Source organism: Acidobacteriota bacterium, from assembly GCA_020853395.1.
Lineage (GTDB): Bacteria > Acidobacteriota > Vicinamibacteria > Vicinamibacterales > SCN-69-37 > JADYYY01.
The window spans coordinates 336857-350844 of the sequence record JADYYY010000011.1; the positions used below are offsets into that span (position 1 = coordinate 336857).

At 70.0% G+C, this 13988-nt stretch carries 10 protein-coding genes; 4 read left to right on the forward strand and 6 right to left on the reverse strand.

Features of this window, described 5'->3' with window-relative positions:
- Nucleotides 1–110: 110 nt before the first annotated feature.
- Nucleotides 111–2018, reverse strand: a complete 1908-nt coding sequence (locus IT184_12750; protein MCC7009671.1) for a TonB family protein — start codon at nt 2016–2018, stop codon at nt 111–113.
- Nucleotides 2011–2400 carry a BlaI/MecI/CopY family transcriptional regulator gene (locus tag IT184_12755; protein ID MCC7009672.1) on the reverse strand — a complete coding sequence of 130 codons (390 nt, stop codon included), beginning with the start codon at nt 2398–2400 and terminating at the stop codon, nt 2011–2013. The genes IT184_12750 and IT184_12755 overlap by 8 nt, the downstream gene beginning before the upstream one ends.
- Before the next feature lie 254 nt (nt 2401–2654).
- Here IT184_12755 and IT184_12760 point away from each other — a divergent pair, with 254 nt between their 5' ends.
- From IT184_12760 to IT184_12770, 3 genes are all read left to right on the forward strand, one after another.
- On the forward strand, nt 2655–6275 hold the full coding sequence (locus IT184_12760; protein ID MCC7009673.1) for a TM0106 family RecB-like putative nuclease: 3621 nt from the start codon (nt 2655–2657) through the stop codon (nt 6273–6275).
- Between the two features lie 101 nt (nt 6276–6376).
- The gene (locus IT184_12765) at nt 6377–8200 is read left to right on the forward strand and encodes a DUF2207 domain-containing protein (GenBank protein MCC7009674.1); all 1824 of its coding nucleotides are present in this window, start codon (nt 6377–6379) and stop codon (nt 8198–8200) included.
- Nucleotides 8201–8311: 111 nt separating this feature from the next.
- The gene (locus tag IT184_12770) at nt 8312–8845 is read left to right on the forward strand and encodes a LemA family protein (GenBank protein ID MCC7009675.1); all 534 of its coding nucleotides are present in this window, start codon (nt 8312–8314) and stop codon (nt 8843–8845) included.
- Nucleotides 8846–8993: 148 nt separating this feature from the next.
- On the opposite strand, the gene IT184_12775 is transcribed toward IT184_12770, so the two are convergent.
- The 4 genes from IT184_12775 to IT184_12790 form a co-directional block, all read right to left on the reverse strand.
- Nucleotides 8994–10490, reverse strand: coding sequence for a response regulator (locus IT184_12775; protein ID MCC7009676.1), 1497 nt, complete (start codon nt 10488–10490; stop codon nt 8994–8996).
- A gap of 150 nt (nt 10491–10640) precedes the next feature.
- Nucleotides 10641–11753, reverse strand: a complete 1113-nt coding sequence (locus IT184_12780) for an exo-alpha-sialidase (GenBank protein MCC7009677.1) — start codon at nt 11751–11753, stop codon at nt 10641–10643.
- Nucleotides 11754–12038: a MoaD/ThiS family protein gene (locus tag IT184_12785; protein ID MCC7009678.1), complete on the reverse strand. Its 285-nt coding sequence runs from the start codon at nt 12036–12038 to the stop codon at nt 11754–11756.
- Nucleotides 12039–12065: 27 nt separating this feature from the next.
- Nucleotides 12066–13076, reverse strand: a complete 1011-nt coding sequence (locus tag IT184_12790; protein ID MCC7009679.1) for a kelch repeat-containing protein — start codon at nt 13074–13076, stop codon at nt 12066–12068.
- A gap of 394 nt (nt 13077–13470) precedes the next feature.
- Between IT184_12790 and IT184_12795 the strand changes: the two genes are divergently transcribed.
- The gene (locus IT184_12795; protein ID MCC7009680.1) at nt 13471–13926 is read left to right on the forward strand and encodes a hypothetical protein; all 456 of its coding nucleotides are present in this window, start codon (nt 13471–13473) and stop codon (nt 13924–13926) included.
- Nucleotides 13927–13988: the final 62 nt, after the last annotated feature.

Consider the following 13988-nt stretch of genomic DNA (forward strand, 5'->3'; position numbering starts at 1 on the left):
GATCGGACCACCGTTCAGTCGATGTTCCGATGATCGATGACCCGATGAGCCGCTGTCCCGATGCCCGCTGTCCCGATATCCCGATATCCCGATGTTCCGATGCCCGCTGTCTAGTTCAACGTGAAGTTCACGGTCATGGTGCAGATGACCGAGACCGGCTGGCCGTTGAGCAGTGTCGGCGTGTAACGCCACTGCGAGACGGCGTCGATGGCGGCACCGTCGAGCTCGTCCGAGCCGCTCGACCGGATGACCTTCAAGTTCGTGACAGACCCGTCGGTATCGATGATCGATTCGAGAAACACGATGCCTTGGACGCCGGCGGCCCTGGCGAGCCACGGGTATTGTGGCTTGACGTCTTTGATCTTCATCGGAGCCGTGACGCCCTGTTCGCCGATGCGCACCGCCGGTCCAGGCGGCGCGGGCCGGTCGGACGCCGTCCCGGCCGGCCGCTCGCCCGTGATGGTGATGGACTCGCGGACGGAGGCCAATCCGGTCGACGGTGCAGGCGGTGGAGGAGGCGGAGGCATCCCCGCTCGACGCGCCGTGCCGGCCGAAGCCGGCACCTGGATACTCGAGACGAGGGTCCAGCCGACCGACGGGCTCACCTTCCACACGCGCGCGTACCGCACCTGCTGGGTCACGCCGCCGACCGTCATCGTCTCGACGCCGCGCACGATCGCGGCGCCGTCTTCCATCTGCCGTTCTCGCGAGGTGGTGGCGAGCGCGGTGACTCGTCTGCCGCTCCACTGCGCCAGCGACTCGACCTTGTTCCGCGGGATGTCGTCCAGGCTGCCGACGCCGACGAACGCCGGGTCGAGCAGTCGCGTGAGTGTCGCCGTGTCGTTCGCAAGACGCGCGCGGCGATAGGTCTCTTCGAGCGCGACGATCTGCGCATCGGCTGATGCAAGGGCCTGCTGGGCAGTGTTCGTCGCTGCCGCGCTCGGCGGCTCGGGAACGACCTGCGCCGCCATCACGACCGACGGGCCCTGCGCCTGCATCTGCGCGCCGCTCGCCCCGATAGCCGCCGACACGGCCGTCACCGCCAACGCGATCAGCAGCGCGACGCGGGGGCGGCTGACCGGCTGCGGCGACTGGCCCAGCACGCGGCGCACGCGTCCGACGAGCGACCCGTCCGCCGCCGAGATCCCAAGAAGCGGCCGCGGTACTCGCGCCTCCTCGAGGCTCGTCAGCGCACGTGCGTAGTCCACGCGAGTGGATCCGAGCGACAGGGCGATGTCGTCGCAGCAGTGCTCGCGTTCGATCCGGATCTGTCTCGACACCCACCAGACCGACGGGTGGTAGAAGAGCAGCGTCTCGACGATCGTCTGGACGCCGTTGACGACGTGGTCGTAGCGGCGGATGTGCGCGATCTCGTGCGCGATGATCGCCTCGAGCTGCGCCGGCGTGAGCCCCGCCATGGCGCTCATCGGCACGACGATGAGCGGCCGCATCCAGCCGACGACCGCCGGAACGTCCACGGACGCTGACCGGACGACCGCGACGCGACGCTCGACGCCGAGCGCCCCGGCCACCCGCGCCGTCGTCCGCGCGATCCAATCGCCGTCGTCGACGGCGTGCGCTCCCGCCCGAAGGTGTGCGACCGTCCGCCAGCCCACGAGCAGCCGCGCGGCCAGCAGCAGCACCCCCGCGCTCCAGGCGATGACGATGGCCGGCGACCAGGCGAGAGCCGAGAGCATCGAGAACAGCTCGAACGGGTTGCCTGCGACGGGAGGGGCATCGTCGACCAGGGTTGCGAAGAGGGCCCGCGGGACGCCCGCGTTCGCTGAGATCGTGGTGCCGCTCCACGGCAACGCCCGGGCGAACGTGACGATCGGCAGAGCCGCCATTGCGAAAAGGCCGGCGCAAGCCATGAGGTAGCGGAGGGAGGCGGAGCCGCGGCGCGCCAGCGTCAGCGCCACGGCGGTCGCCAGGCCGATGACCGCGCCTTGCCAGAGAAAGCGCACGAGCGCGTAACCGAGCGCGTAGGTAACGGGATCAGCGACGACCGTGTCAGTCATGGTGCTTCTCCTCTTCGGCGGCGATCAGACGGCGGATCTCCTGCAGTTCTTCCGGGGACGCCTTGCGGCTGGCGAGCGCCTGCAGCACGAGCTGGGCGGTCGAGCCGCCGAAGGCGCGGTCGAGCAGGTCGCGCACGAGGCGCCGCTGCATCCGGCTCTCCGGATGGCGCGCGCGGTAGAGATGCTGAGGGCCCCGCTCCTCGCGAACGGTCAGCCCCTTCGCGGTCATCACCTGGAGCGTCTTGAGGGTGGTGGTGTAGGCGACCGAGCGGGTGTCCGCGAGCGTGTCGTGCACCTCGCGCACCGTGCTGGGCCCGCGTTGCCACAGCACGCGGAGCACGGCGAGCTCGGCATTGGTCGGCGTCGGCGTGGTCGAAGGCATGGCCAAGGTGTACTACGATGTTTGTCGTACGTCAACGATGAAGATCGTAGGACGTTCCTCGGTGGGGCCGTTGCGCCGGCGGCGCGCACGATAGCCGGAGCGTCGGGATCCTCGACCGGAACGGGCCGCCGTGGGACGTTCGGGGGAGCGAGCGCGACCGTTCAGACGACCTCCGGCGCCGGCGATCGCCGGTGCCGAGATGCGGAGCACGCGGTCGCCGAACCGGGGGGCTCTCGTTCAATAATGAGGCGTCCATGTACGTCGTCTCAGGCCGCCTGCGAACGTCGCCGACCGACCTCGCCAATTTCCTCGTCTGCCCGCACAAGACGGCCCTCGATGCCGACGTGGCGCGGGGGCGCCGCACGCCCCCGGGGTGGCGCGATCCGGCGACCGACGTGCTCGCCCTGCGCGGCCGCGATCACGAGCGGCGGTACGTCGCGATGTTGCAGCGGGAGGGACGGTCGGTTGCCGATCTCGACGGCCTCGAGCGCGGCGAGGCCGAAGCGCGGTTGCTCGCCGCGATGCGCGCCGGCGTCGACGTCATCGTCCAGGCCCCGCTCGGTGGGGCGGGACGGTTCGGCTGCGCGGATGCGCTCGTGCGCACCGCGGGCACGAGCGCCTTCGGATCGTGGGCGTACGAAGTACACGACACGAAGCTCGCGCGCGAGACGCGCGGCGGCACGATCCTCCAGCTCTGCGTCTACACGGAGCTGCTCGCCGCGCTCCAGGACGGTACGCCCGAGTACTTCGCGGTCGTCACGCCGGCGTCCGTCGAGCGATACCGCGTCGCCGACTTCGCGGCCTTCTATCGGCAGGTCGAGCGCGAGTTCCTGCGGCGGCTCGAGCAGATTGGAATCGAGGAACACGGAGCGACTGGACCGTGGGCGAGCTCCGCAATCGCGGCGGCTCCGATCGCCGGATCATCGGGTGCGGCAATGCGCCTGTCCGATGTCGCGTACTCCGGCTCGTCCGATGCCGTGTGCCCTGACGTCCGTGAGCATTGCACCGTCTGCCGGTGGGGCAGCGAGTGCGACGCCCAACGGCGAACGCGGGATCACCTCTCGTTCGTCGCCGGTCTGGGCCGTACGCACCGGATCGAACTGGCGGCGCACGACGTCGCGACGCTGGCGAGCCTCGCCCGGCTGCCGCTGCCGATTCCGTTCTCGCCGCGGCGAGGGGCAAAGGACACCTACGCGCGTCTGCGCGAGCAGGCCCGGCTGCAGCTCGAGCAGCGCACGTCCGGCCGTCCCACGTACGAGTTGCTCCCTCCGGTTCCGCGCGCCGGTCTGGCGCTGCTGCCCGAACCCAGCCCTGGCGACCTCTTCCTCGATCTCGAGGGCGATCCTTTCGCGCCGCGTGCGGTCGGCGCCCACCAGTCGGACCTTGGATTCCTGGAACCGTCGACGCGCGAGTACCTCTTCGGCCTCGGCCGCGTCGGCGCCGACGGCCGCTTCCAGTACCAGAGCTGGTGGGCGTTCACGGACGAAGAAGAGCGCGCGGCGTTCGATGCGGTGCTGACCGAGATCGCGCGCGCGATCGCCGAGCATGCCGGCGCACACGTCTATCACTACGCGCCGTACGAGCCGTCGGCGTTCCGGCGCCTGATGGGACGTCATGCCTGGCGCGAGCCCGACGTCGACGCGCTGCTGCGCGCCGGCCGGTTCGTCGACCTCTACGCCGTGGTCCGCCAGGCCGTCCGCGCCGGCGTGGAGCGCTACTCGATCAAGGCGCTCGAGCCGTGCTACGAGTTCGTGCGAGAGATGGATCTCGATCGTGCCGGCGCCGAGCGGCGCGCCGTCGAGTTCGCGATCGAGACCGGCGATCCCGCGGCGATCGATGCGGATGCGAAGGCGATCGTCGAAGCGTACAACCGCGACGACTGCCGTTCGACCTGGGCGCTCCGCCAGTGGCTCGAGCGGCTGCGCACGGCCGCGATCCGCGCCGGCGCCGACATCGCGAGGCCGGTGCCGGGCAACGGGGATCCGGCCGAGCACATCGCGGCGCGCGACGCCTGGTCCGCCGCATTGCGCGCCGCGCTCCTCCACGGGCTCCCGCCCGCGCACGAGCGCACGCCCGAGCAGCACGCGCGCTGGCTCGTCGCCCACCTCGCCGACTGGTTCCGCCGCGAGGAGCGCGTCGGCTGGGGCGAGTACCACCGCCTGCGCGAGCAGCCGGACGACGAGCTGGAGGACGAGCCGTGGGCGCTGGCCGGGCTCGAGTTCCGGCAGCGTGTGTTCTCGCCGATCGGCGGCCGGCTCAGGAGCGGGATCGATCGCTACGCGTATCCGCCGCAGGAGTGCGACTTCAGCGTCGGCGATCGGCTCAGGCTCAAGCAGGACGAGCCGTTCGGCACGGTTCACGCGATCGACCGCATCGCCGGCACGATCGACATCAAGAAGCCGATGTCGCAGGTCGAGGTCCATCCCACCTCGGTCATCGCGCTCACGGTCGTGACCGCGCCCGAACAGGAGCAGTCGGTGTACCGCGCCGCCAACGTCATCGCGGCGCACGGTCTCGACGATCGCGACGGCGATCCGCTCGTCAACGATCTGCTGCTGGCGCGGCCGCCGCGCCTGCGGTTCGGCGCGTTCCGGCCGCGGCCCGACGAGCTGCCAACCGACTTCGCCATCCGCACGGTGCGCAACCTCGATCACAGCGTGCTCGCGATCCAGGGGCCGCCCGGGTCCGGCAAGACCTTCACGGCGGCGCGCGTCATCGCGGCGCTGCTCGCCGAGCGCAAGAACGTCGGCGTCGTCGCGACGAGCCACAAGGTGATCCGCAAGCTGCTTCGCGACGTCGCCGCCGAGGCCGTGCGGCTCAACACGTCGCTCGCCATCGCGCACAAGATCGGCGACGAGTCGTTCGGCACCGACGACGAGGTGCGCGAGTTCAAGACGAACGACGAGGCGCTCGACTGGATCAGGGACGAGGGAGCCGGCGTGCTGGGCGGCACGGCCTGGATGTGGGCGCGCCAGGACTTCGCGCGGACGGTCGACGTGCTGGTGGTCGACGAGGCGGGGCAGATGTCGCTCGCGACGGTCGTCAGCGTCGCGCAGGCCGGCGGCAACCTGGTGCTGCTCGGCGATCCGCGGCAGCTCCAGCAGCCGCAGCGCGGTGCGCATCCGGACGGGGTCGACGTCTCCGCGCTCGATCACCTGCTCGGCGGCCGCCAGACGATCCCCGACGATCGCGGCATCTTCTTGCCCATCACGCGGCGGCTCGCGCCGGCGATTGCCGCGTTCACCTCGGAGGTCTTCTACGAGGGAAAGCTCGCGGCGCTGCCGACGCTCGAGCGGCAGCGGATCGACGGCAGCCGGCGCTTCGACGGCGCCGGCCTCTGGGTGATCGAGGTCGACCACGACGGCTGCCGCAACGCCTCGTCCGAGGAGGCCGACGTCGTCGCCGGCATCGTGGATGAGCTCCTGAACGGCAACGTTGGTTGGTACACCGAGCTCGGGATGCGGCGTCCCCTCACTGCCAACGACATCCTCATCGTCGCGCCGTACAACGCCCACGTGCGGTGCCTCCGGGATCGCATTCGGCCGCCGGTCGGCATCGGCACGGTGGACAGGTTCCAGGGCCAGGAGGCTGCCGTCGTGATCTACTCGATGGCCGCGTCGCGCGCCGAGGATGCTCCCCGCGGAATGGATTTCCTCTTCAGCCCCAACCGCCTCAACGTCGCGTCCTCGCGCGCCCGGTGCGCGAGCATCCTCGTGGCGTGCCCGCGGCTCTTCGAACCTCCGTGCGACACTCCGCGCCAGATGCGTCTCGCGAACGCGCTCTGCCGCTATCGGGAGATCGCCATGGCGTCGGGACATCGCATCGTCCACGGGGCGGAGGCCGTCGAAGCGGCTGGGGATCGGATCGTCGGATGATCGCCGCGTCGCGTCGGAACGTCGGACCATCGGCGCATCCGGTCGAACTCGGCTCGGCCCGCGGCACCATCCTGCGCGCCGATCGACGTGCCGGCAGTCGGATGTCTCGTGTTCTCCGCCTCGCCGCGCGCCTGCGGCGGACGCGGGCGATCGCCGTTCTCGCGGGCCTGCTCGCCGCCGGTGTCGTGCTCCGTGCCGACGAGGGCTGGGTGATCCAGCGGCTCGACATCAAGTACGACATCCAGCGCGACGGAAGGATCAACGTTGCGGAGGCGATCGACGTCGATTTCCGCGGCTTGTCGAAGCACGGCATCGCCCGCGATCTCATCCGCCGCCAGATCTTCGACCGCGGCCGCTACCGCGACTACGACATCGACCTCGTCGGGGTGCTCGACGCGCGAGGCGAGCGGCACCAGGTCGCGGTGCTGGATGAGGGAGACACCCGGCGCTTCAGGATCGGCGATCCGGATCGGACCGTTTCGGGGCCGCAGACGTACCGCATCGCGTATCAGCTCGGCGGCGTGCTCAACGGTTTCGCCGACCACGACGAGTACTATTGGAACGCCACCGGGCGCTGGCCGGTGACGATCGAGCGCGCGACGATCCGCGTGCTGGCGCCCGACAGCGGCATTCAGCGTGTCGAGTGCTTCCAAGGCGTCGGCTCATCGACCGACCGGTGCGACGCGCGGTTCGCGCCGGGCGAGGCCGTCTTCACCGCGACGCGTCCGCTTGCCGAGCAGGAGGAGATGGCGGTCGTCGTCGGCCTGCGCAAAGGCGTCGTGCGGGAGCCTGTGCCGAACCTGTCGAAGATGCCGCGCAGTGTGTTCGAGTTCTTCGGCCGCACGCCGGTGTTCATCGCGGGGTCGACCGCCGAGGTCGCGATGCTGACGGCCGTCATCGCGGTGGGGTGGTGGCGGCTCGGCCGCGATCGCCGGTACATCGCGCTGCAACGTGCGCCGGCCGTGGCCGGTGGGCAAGGAACGCCCGCCGAGGAACCGATTCCGCTTTTCGGCGGCCGGCCGATCGCCGTCGAGTTCACGCCGCCTGAGGGCTTGCGTCCGGCGCAGATGGGGCTGCTGCTCGACGAGCGCGCCGACACGCTCGACGTCACCGCGACGATCGTCGATCTCGCGGTGCGTGGCCATCTGAAGATCGCCGAAGTCGACAAGGCGCACTGGTTCAGCCGGAAGGACTGGCAGCTCGAGCGGCTGAAGACGGACGGCAAGGACCTGCTCCCGTACGAGCGCATCGTGCTCGACGGCCTCTTCGAGAGCGGATCCGTGACCACGCTCTCCGCGTTGAAGAACAAGTTCTACGACGATCTCCGCCGGGCGCGGAGCGCGTTGTACAAGGACGCGGTCGAGCGCCGTTGGTTCCCGCAGAACCCGAACACCGTGCGCGCCGCCTGGACGTTCGTCGGCCTGGTGATCGCGGGCGGCGGCATCGCGCTGACCGTTTGGCTCGGCCGCTGGTGGGGTGCAGGCTTGCTCGGCCTCCCGGTTGTCGTCGCCGGCCTGCTGCTCGGCGCGGTGTCGCGGGCGATGCCACGGCGCACCGCGCTCGGCCAGAACCTGACGCGCCGCACGCTCGGTTTCCTCCGCTACATCAAAACGGCCGAGGCGCCGCAGCAGGCTTTCGCCGAACGCGCGCACATCTTCACCGAGTACCTGCCGTACGCGATCGCCTTCCGCTGCGTGGATCGATGGGCACGCGCGTTCCGGGATGTCGACCTGCAGCGCGCCACCACGTCGTGGTACTCGGGGACGTCCCAGTTCGACCCTGGCACCTTCTCCTCGAGCTTCGGTAACTTCTCGTCGTCGCTGTCGAGCAGCATCTCGTCCACGCCTGGCGGCAGCGGCAGCAGCGGCTTCAGCGGAGGCTCGGCGGGCGGCGGCGGAGGCGGTGGGGGAGGCGGGAGTTGGTGACTATTGGCGATGTGGTGATTGCCTGGATCGGAACACTGGGCGTCAATCGGCTCGCCGCGAGGCGGCCCATCATGGAGTCGCCGGCCAGATGACGCAACGCCGAGCCCCCCGATGCTGATTCTCGCCACCGCGCTCGTCGTCCTTCTTGCGGTCGCGCTGCTGTACAACCGGCTGGTCTCGGCGCGGCAGCGCGTCAGAGAAGCGTGGAGCGCCATCGACGTTCAATTGCAGCGCCGAGCCGCTTTGATCCCGAATCTCGTCGAGACGGTGAAGGGGTACGCGTCATTCGAGCGCGAGACGCTGCAGAAAGTCACCGAGGCGAGGACGGCGGCGGGCGTTGCGGCCGGTCCTCGGGCGGCGGCGCGGGCGAGCGAGGATCTCGCCAACGCGATCCGTACGCTCGTCGCCGTCGCGGAGGCGTATCCCGAGCTCGAGGCGAACGAGCGCTTCGCGCAGCTCCAGGCCGATCTCGCCGACACCGAAAACCAGATCGCGTTCGCGCGCAACTACTACAACGGAGCCGTCGAGATCTACAACAACACGGTGCAGCAGTTGCCCACGATGTTGATCGCAGGCCCATTCGGGTTTCAGCCGGCCGAGTTCTTCTCCGCGGAGCCGGGGGCGGCGGCGGTGCCGACGGCGTGAGCCTTGTCCGCACCGCGGGCAGATCGGCACGCGGCGCCACGGCCGCAACCCGTCGCAGGCGCGGTCGTGCCTCGGCCGCCGGCGCGAGCCGGCCGGGCGGCAGACGTGGCCGCCGCCCGGCGTGATCCAGCCGAGCCGGATCGGCGCCTCAGCGCTCCGCGTTGTCCAGCATCTCCCTGACCACTTTCATCAACGCCGGGATCGTGAACGGTTTCTCGAGGAAGCGGGCATCGCCGGTGGCGGCGCGCGGACGGTCGTCGAGATCGGCGTAGCCCGACATGAACACCACGCGCACGCCGGCGGGCGCGCGCGCGACGACGTCCGGGCCCGTGCCGTCGGGCAGGACGACGTCGGTGAGCACGAGATCGATGCCGCCGCCCGCGAGCGCCGCCGACGCGTCCTCGGCCGACGCGGCCTCGTGCACCGTGTAGCCGAAGCGTCGCAGCGCGCGCACCGCGAACTCCCGCAGACCGGCTTCGTCTTCGACGACGAGGATCGTCGCGGGCCGGTCCGGGAGCGCCGTCTCCTCGTCCGATGCGACGGGCGCGAAGCCATCGGCCGCCGGAAAGTGCAGCTTGAAGGTCGTGCCGCGGCCGCGCTCGCTGTACACCCAGATGTAGCCGCCCATCTGCCGCGTCACGCCGTACACGGTCGAGAGGCCGAGACCGGTGCCCTTGCCGGCCGGCTTCGTCGTGTAGAACGGCTCGAAGAGCCGCGCCTTCGTCTCCTCCGTCATCCCTTCTCCGGTGTCGGCCACGCTCAGCACCGCGTAGCGGCCGGCGGACATCAGCGCGTGCTGCCGCGCATCCTCTTCGCTCAGCGTGACGTCCTTCGTGCCGATCGTCAGCCGTCCGCCGCCGGGCATCGCATCGCGCGCGTTGACCGCAAGGTTCGTGATGACGTGCTCGAGCTGCATCGCGTCGCCGAGAATCGCCGGCGACGGTTCGAGCATCAGCTCGACGTGAATGCGCTCGCCGAGCAGGCGCTCCAGCATCGTCACGGTCCGCGCCGCGACCTCGCTCAGGTCGAGCGGGACGACGTCGAGGATCTGCCGGCGGCTGAACGTCAGCAGATGTTTCGTGAGCTGCGCCGAGCGCCGGCCGGCGTCCCGGATGTCGGTGAGGTCGCGCGCGAGCGGGTGCGCAGCATCCATCTCCGAGAGGAGCAGGTCGCAGAGGCCCGTGATCACCATCAGTTGGTTGTTGAAGTCGTGCGCGACGCCGCCCGCGAGCTGGCCGAGCGCTTCCATCTTGTGCGCGTGCCGCAGCTCCTCCTCGAGGCGCAGCTCGTCGGTGACGTCGAGCGAGATCACGCAGATGCCGTCGGGCACCGGCTCCACGATGAGGTCGAACCAGCGGCGCGTGCCGTCCGGGTAGACGAACTCGTTGCGAAACCGATCGGGCCGGCGCGTCTCCATGACCGCCTGCAGCCGTCCGAACATCGGCGTCGTCTCCACGCCCGGATAGCAGCTCATGATCGTGCGGCCCAGCAGATCGTCCAGCGTGCGCTGGGCGTGGCGCGCGGCGGTCTGGTTCAGATAGGCGTACGTCCAGCCGCGGGTGAGGACCTGCACCCCCTCGAGGAGATGGTCGATAGAGACGCGAAGCCGCGTCTCGACGTCGGCGAGCGTCAAGGGCTGCTGCATGCGTCCCGGAACGCGTCTATTCTCATCCGTTTCGTTCGCGACGTTGAAGCCCAGCGCGGCGTATTGATGAGAAGGTCGTCGGCCGCAGGTCGCTCGTGCGCGGAGACGTGAGCTCGCCCGACGAGCCGCGCGAGCGTCCGAGACGACCGCTCAGACCACTGCGGCCTTCACGCAGTGGATCGCCGGCAGCGAATCGAACAGGCACTCCCACCGGTCGCCGCCGTTGCGGCCGATCCAGAGCTGGCCCGTCGTCGTGCCGAAGTACAGTGCCGGTGCCTGGAGCGAGTCGGCGTCCATCGCGTCGCGCAGCACGGTGAAGTAGCTGTCGGACGCGGGCAGCCCCTCGGAGAGGCGGCGCCAGGACTCGCCACCGTCTTCGCTGCGCCACACGGCGGGCGCACCGCCAGGGCAGGCGCGCGTCATGGGCTCGTGCGGCACCACGTACACGGTGTCGGGGTCGTGCGGGTGGACGACGATGGGGAAGCCGAAGTCGGAGGGCAGTCCCTTCGCGATCGAGCGCCACGAGCGGCCGTAGTCGTCGCTGCGCAGCACGCCGATGTCGGGGCGCGGACCGCCGGGGCCGGTCCAGTCCGCCCAGCCGCCGTGATTCTGCATGTAGAGCCGCCCGGGCGCCGCGTCGTGCCGCGCGATTTTGTGCACGCACTGGCCGAACTCAGGATAGGGATCCGGCTGGAAGCCGGCGCCCACGCCCGCATTCGACGCCGCGAACGTCGCGCCGGCGTCCTCGCTCAGATAGTGGCCGCCCGTGGAGATGCCGAGGTGGACGCGCGGGCCGTCGCGCACGATCGTGTGCAGGCAGAGGCCGCCGGCGCCGGGCTGCCACTTGCGCGCGTGCTCGTGCGTGCTGATGCCCGGCATCATCTCCCACGAGTCGCCGTGGTCGCCGCTCCTGAACAGCGAGGCCGGCTCGACGCCGGCCCACAGCTCTCCGTCCTCCGGCCCCGGCACGAGCGACCAGATGTTCGCGAGCGCACGTCCGTCGTCTTTGGGAAACGCGGGCGCGGAGGCCGTCTCGTGGAAGCTCTGGCCGAGGTCCGTCGAGCGCAGCACCTTCATGCCGAAGAAGGGGCTGCAGCTCGACGCGTACAGCCGGGGCGTCCCGCGCGTGTCAGTGAGCGTCGCGTACACCGGCACGCCTGGACCGAAGGGGCCGCGGAGCGCGAAGCGGTCCCGCGTGCCCGCCGACTCGGCGACGAACGCGCCCTTTCTCGTGCCAATCGTCAACACGATCCGACTCGCCATTCATCCTCCAGAGACCGCCGGCAGAATCGTGAGCACGTCCCCCGGCTTCAGCGCCGTCGCGAGGCCGTCGAGGTCCCGCACGTTCTCGGCGTTCACGAACACGTTCAAGTGCCGGCGCACCTTGCCCGTCTCGTCGCAGAGATTGCGGTACAGCGCCGGCCGGTTCCGCTCGAGGTCGTCGAGCGCCGCCTGTACGGTGGCAGCGTCGACGGGGAGCTCGGCTGCGCCCCCGCAGTACACGCGCAGCGCACCAAGGACGTGGACCGTGATGGTCGGCTTCTCCATGCGACGCGACGTCACCGCCCGCGTCTCCTACGGCGCCGGCGTGAACACTTCCTGGACGCGGTCGCCCGCGCCTTGTCGCGTGGATCCTGCCGCCACGTGGATCTTTCCGTCATGCACGATCGCCCCGGTGCCGTGGCGGCCGTGATTGAGCGGCGCCAGCGTCGTCCATCGCGTGGTCACGGGATTGAAGGCCTCGACCTCGGCGTGCATGCGGAAGTCGGCCGCGCTCTCTCCGCCGATCACGACAATCGTGCCGTTGAGCACGACCGTCGAGACGCCCGCGCGCTGCGTCGGGATATTGGCCGAAGTCGGCAACGTGCTCCATCGTCCCGAGGCGAAGTCGTAGACGTCGATTTCGGGAGTCGTGAGGTCCAACGCGTGCCCGAATGCCGCGGCGCTTCGTCGGCCCGCGATCGCGTACATCTTGCCGTCGAGCACGACCGCTTGGAAATGATCCCGCGGGCGAGGAGCATCTGCGAGCCTGCGCCACTCGCCCGTCCGGGGATTGAACGTATCCAACCACGGAACGTGGCCGCTCGAGTGGCCCAACTGGTGTCCGGCCACCAGGTAGATCAGCCCGTCGTGCGCCGCCACGCCAGCACCGCCTCTGAGGCGATCGGCCGGAATGGCGGGTCCTTTCGCCCATCGATCGGCCGCAGGATCGTAGACGTACACGTCGGGCAGCGGAGGCTCGCCGCGCCCCGATCCGGTGAGCGCTCCGAGCACGTAGATCTTCCCGTCGAAGACCACGGGCTGAAAGTGATGCATCGTCACGGGAGACACGGCTCCGGTGCTCCACGTCCGCGTTGCGGGATCGAAGATCTCCACCGGTTGCGGCGCCTGGCGGCCGCCGACGAGGTAGAAACGCGCGCCGACCTCGATGAACCCAGACTCGAAGCGCGGGACGTGCTGCCCGACGACGTCGAGCACGTCCCATCGTCCACGGCCGGCCGGCTGCGCCTCCGGTGAAGAGCCGCACAGCAGCAGGACCGCCGTCGTGAGAACCACGGTACAGAGCACTCGCGGCCGAATGGTCATGATCGAAACCTCGCGCATTCGGGTGATCGCTGGGGAAGCGGGTCGCAACGATTCTACTGGAATGCGCTCGCCGTATCGCGGCCCTGCGTCATCCTGCCGTACGCGTACGGTTCAGCATCAGCGAGAGCGTCATGACGGGAATCGGGCGACTTCTCGACGAGATGCGCTCGAGCTTCGCCGGGTCCAGAGCGCCGGGCGATTCCACGCGCGTATGCCGTCCCGTGCGTCAGGCGTGGATCAGGCGGGGTCGTGGTGAGCCGTTCCGCGACGCCGCTCGCGGGCGACGGCCTCTCGCGTGTCCGCGAGACGACCTCATTGCCAACTGTTCGACTCGCAGCAATCTGGCGGCAATCGGCCATCCGTAGAGTGGCGTTCGCCCACCAAGGAGGCCGCTATGTCTCTCGTTCGACGTATCACCACCATTGCTCTGCTCATCTGTTTCACGGCGTCGGCCAGCGGAATCGTGAGCGCGCAGGCCGTGTCGCCGCCCACGGCTCCCAACCCTCAGCCTGTCGCGCAGAACGACACGCTGGCTGCCGGTCTCGTCGACGGCGAGATGCTCGCCGAGGCGCAACGCACCGGCGGAAAGCTCGGCGCCGGGCTGGCCATTGGCGTGCTGACCGGCCTCATCGGTACGGGCATCGGCTACTTCGTGATTGGTCCTGAGCCGCTCTCGCCCGAGGCGTTGCAGCGCGGCGCCGGCAAGGGACCCGACTACCAGCTCGGGCTCAAGACGGGCTGGGAGAAGAAGACGCGGAGCAAGAAGCGGCATGCGTTCCTCGCCGGCGGTCTGCTCGGCACGGCCGCGTTCTTCGTGCTGGTCGCATCCGCATCGAGCAGCAATCAGTAGGTCAGGTGCCGTTGGAGTGCCGGCGATCGGGCCGGCGCGTCGCGACGTCCATTGCCATGGAC

Bases quoted from the DNA above. Each gene is read 5' to 3' on its own strand.
- IT184_12750 (MCC7009671.1), bottom strand. From the start codon at position 2,018: ATGACTGACACGGTCGTCGCTGATCCCGTTACCTACGCGCTCGGTTAC.
- IT184_12755 (MCC7009672.1), bottom strand. From the start codon at position 2,400: ATGCCTTCGACCACGCCGACGCCGACCAATGCCGAGCTCGCCGTGCTC.
- IT184_12760 (MCC7009673.1), top strand. From the start codon at position 2,655: ATGTACGTCGTCTCAGGCCGCCTGCGAACGTCGCCGACCGACCTCGCC.
- IT184_12765 (MCC7009674.1), top strand. From the start codon at position 6,377: ATGTCTCGTGTTCTCCGCCTCGCCGCGCGCCTGCGGCGGACGCGGGCG.
- IT184_12770 (MCC7009675.1), top strand. From the start codon at position 8,312: ATGCTGATTCTCGCCACCGCGCTCGTCGTCCTTCTTGCGGTCGCGCTG.
- IT184_12775 (MCC7009676.1), bottom strand. From the start codon at position 10,490: ATGCAGCAGCCCTTGACGCTCGCCGACGTCGAGACGCGGCTTCGCGTC.
- IT184_12780 (MCC7009677.1), bottom strand. From the start codon at position 11,753: ATGGCGAGTCGGATCGTGTTGACGATTGGCACGAGAAAGGGCGCGTTC.
- IT184_12785 (MCC7009678.1), bottom strand. From the start codon at position 12,038: ATGGAGAAGCCGACCATCACGGTCCACGTCCTTGGTGCGCTGCGCGTG.
- IT184_12790 (MCC7009679.1), bottom strand. From the start codon at position 13,076: ATGACCATTCGGCCGCGAGTGCTCTGTACCGTGGTTCTCACGACGGCG.
- IT184_12795 (MCC7009680.1), top strand. From the start codon at position 13,471: ATGTCTCTCGTTCGACGTATCACCACCATTGCTCTGCTCATCTGTTTC.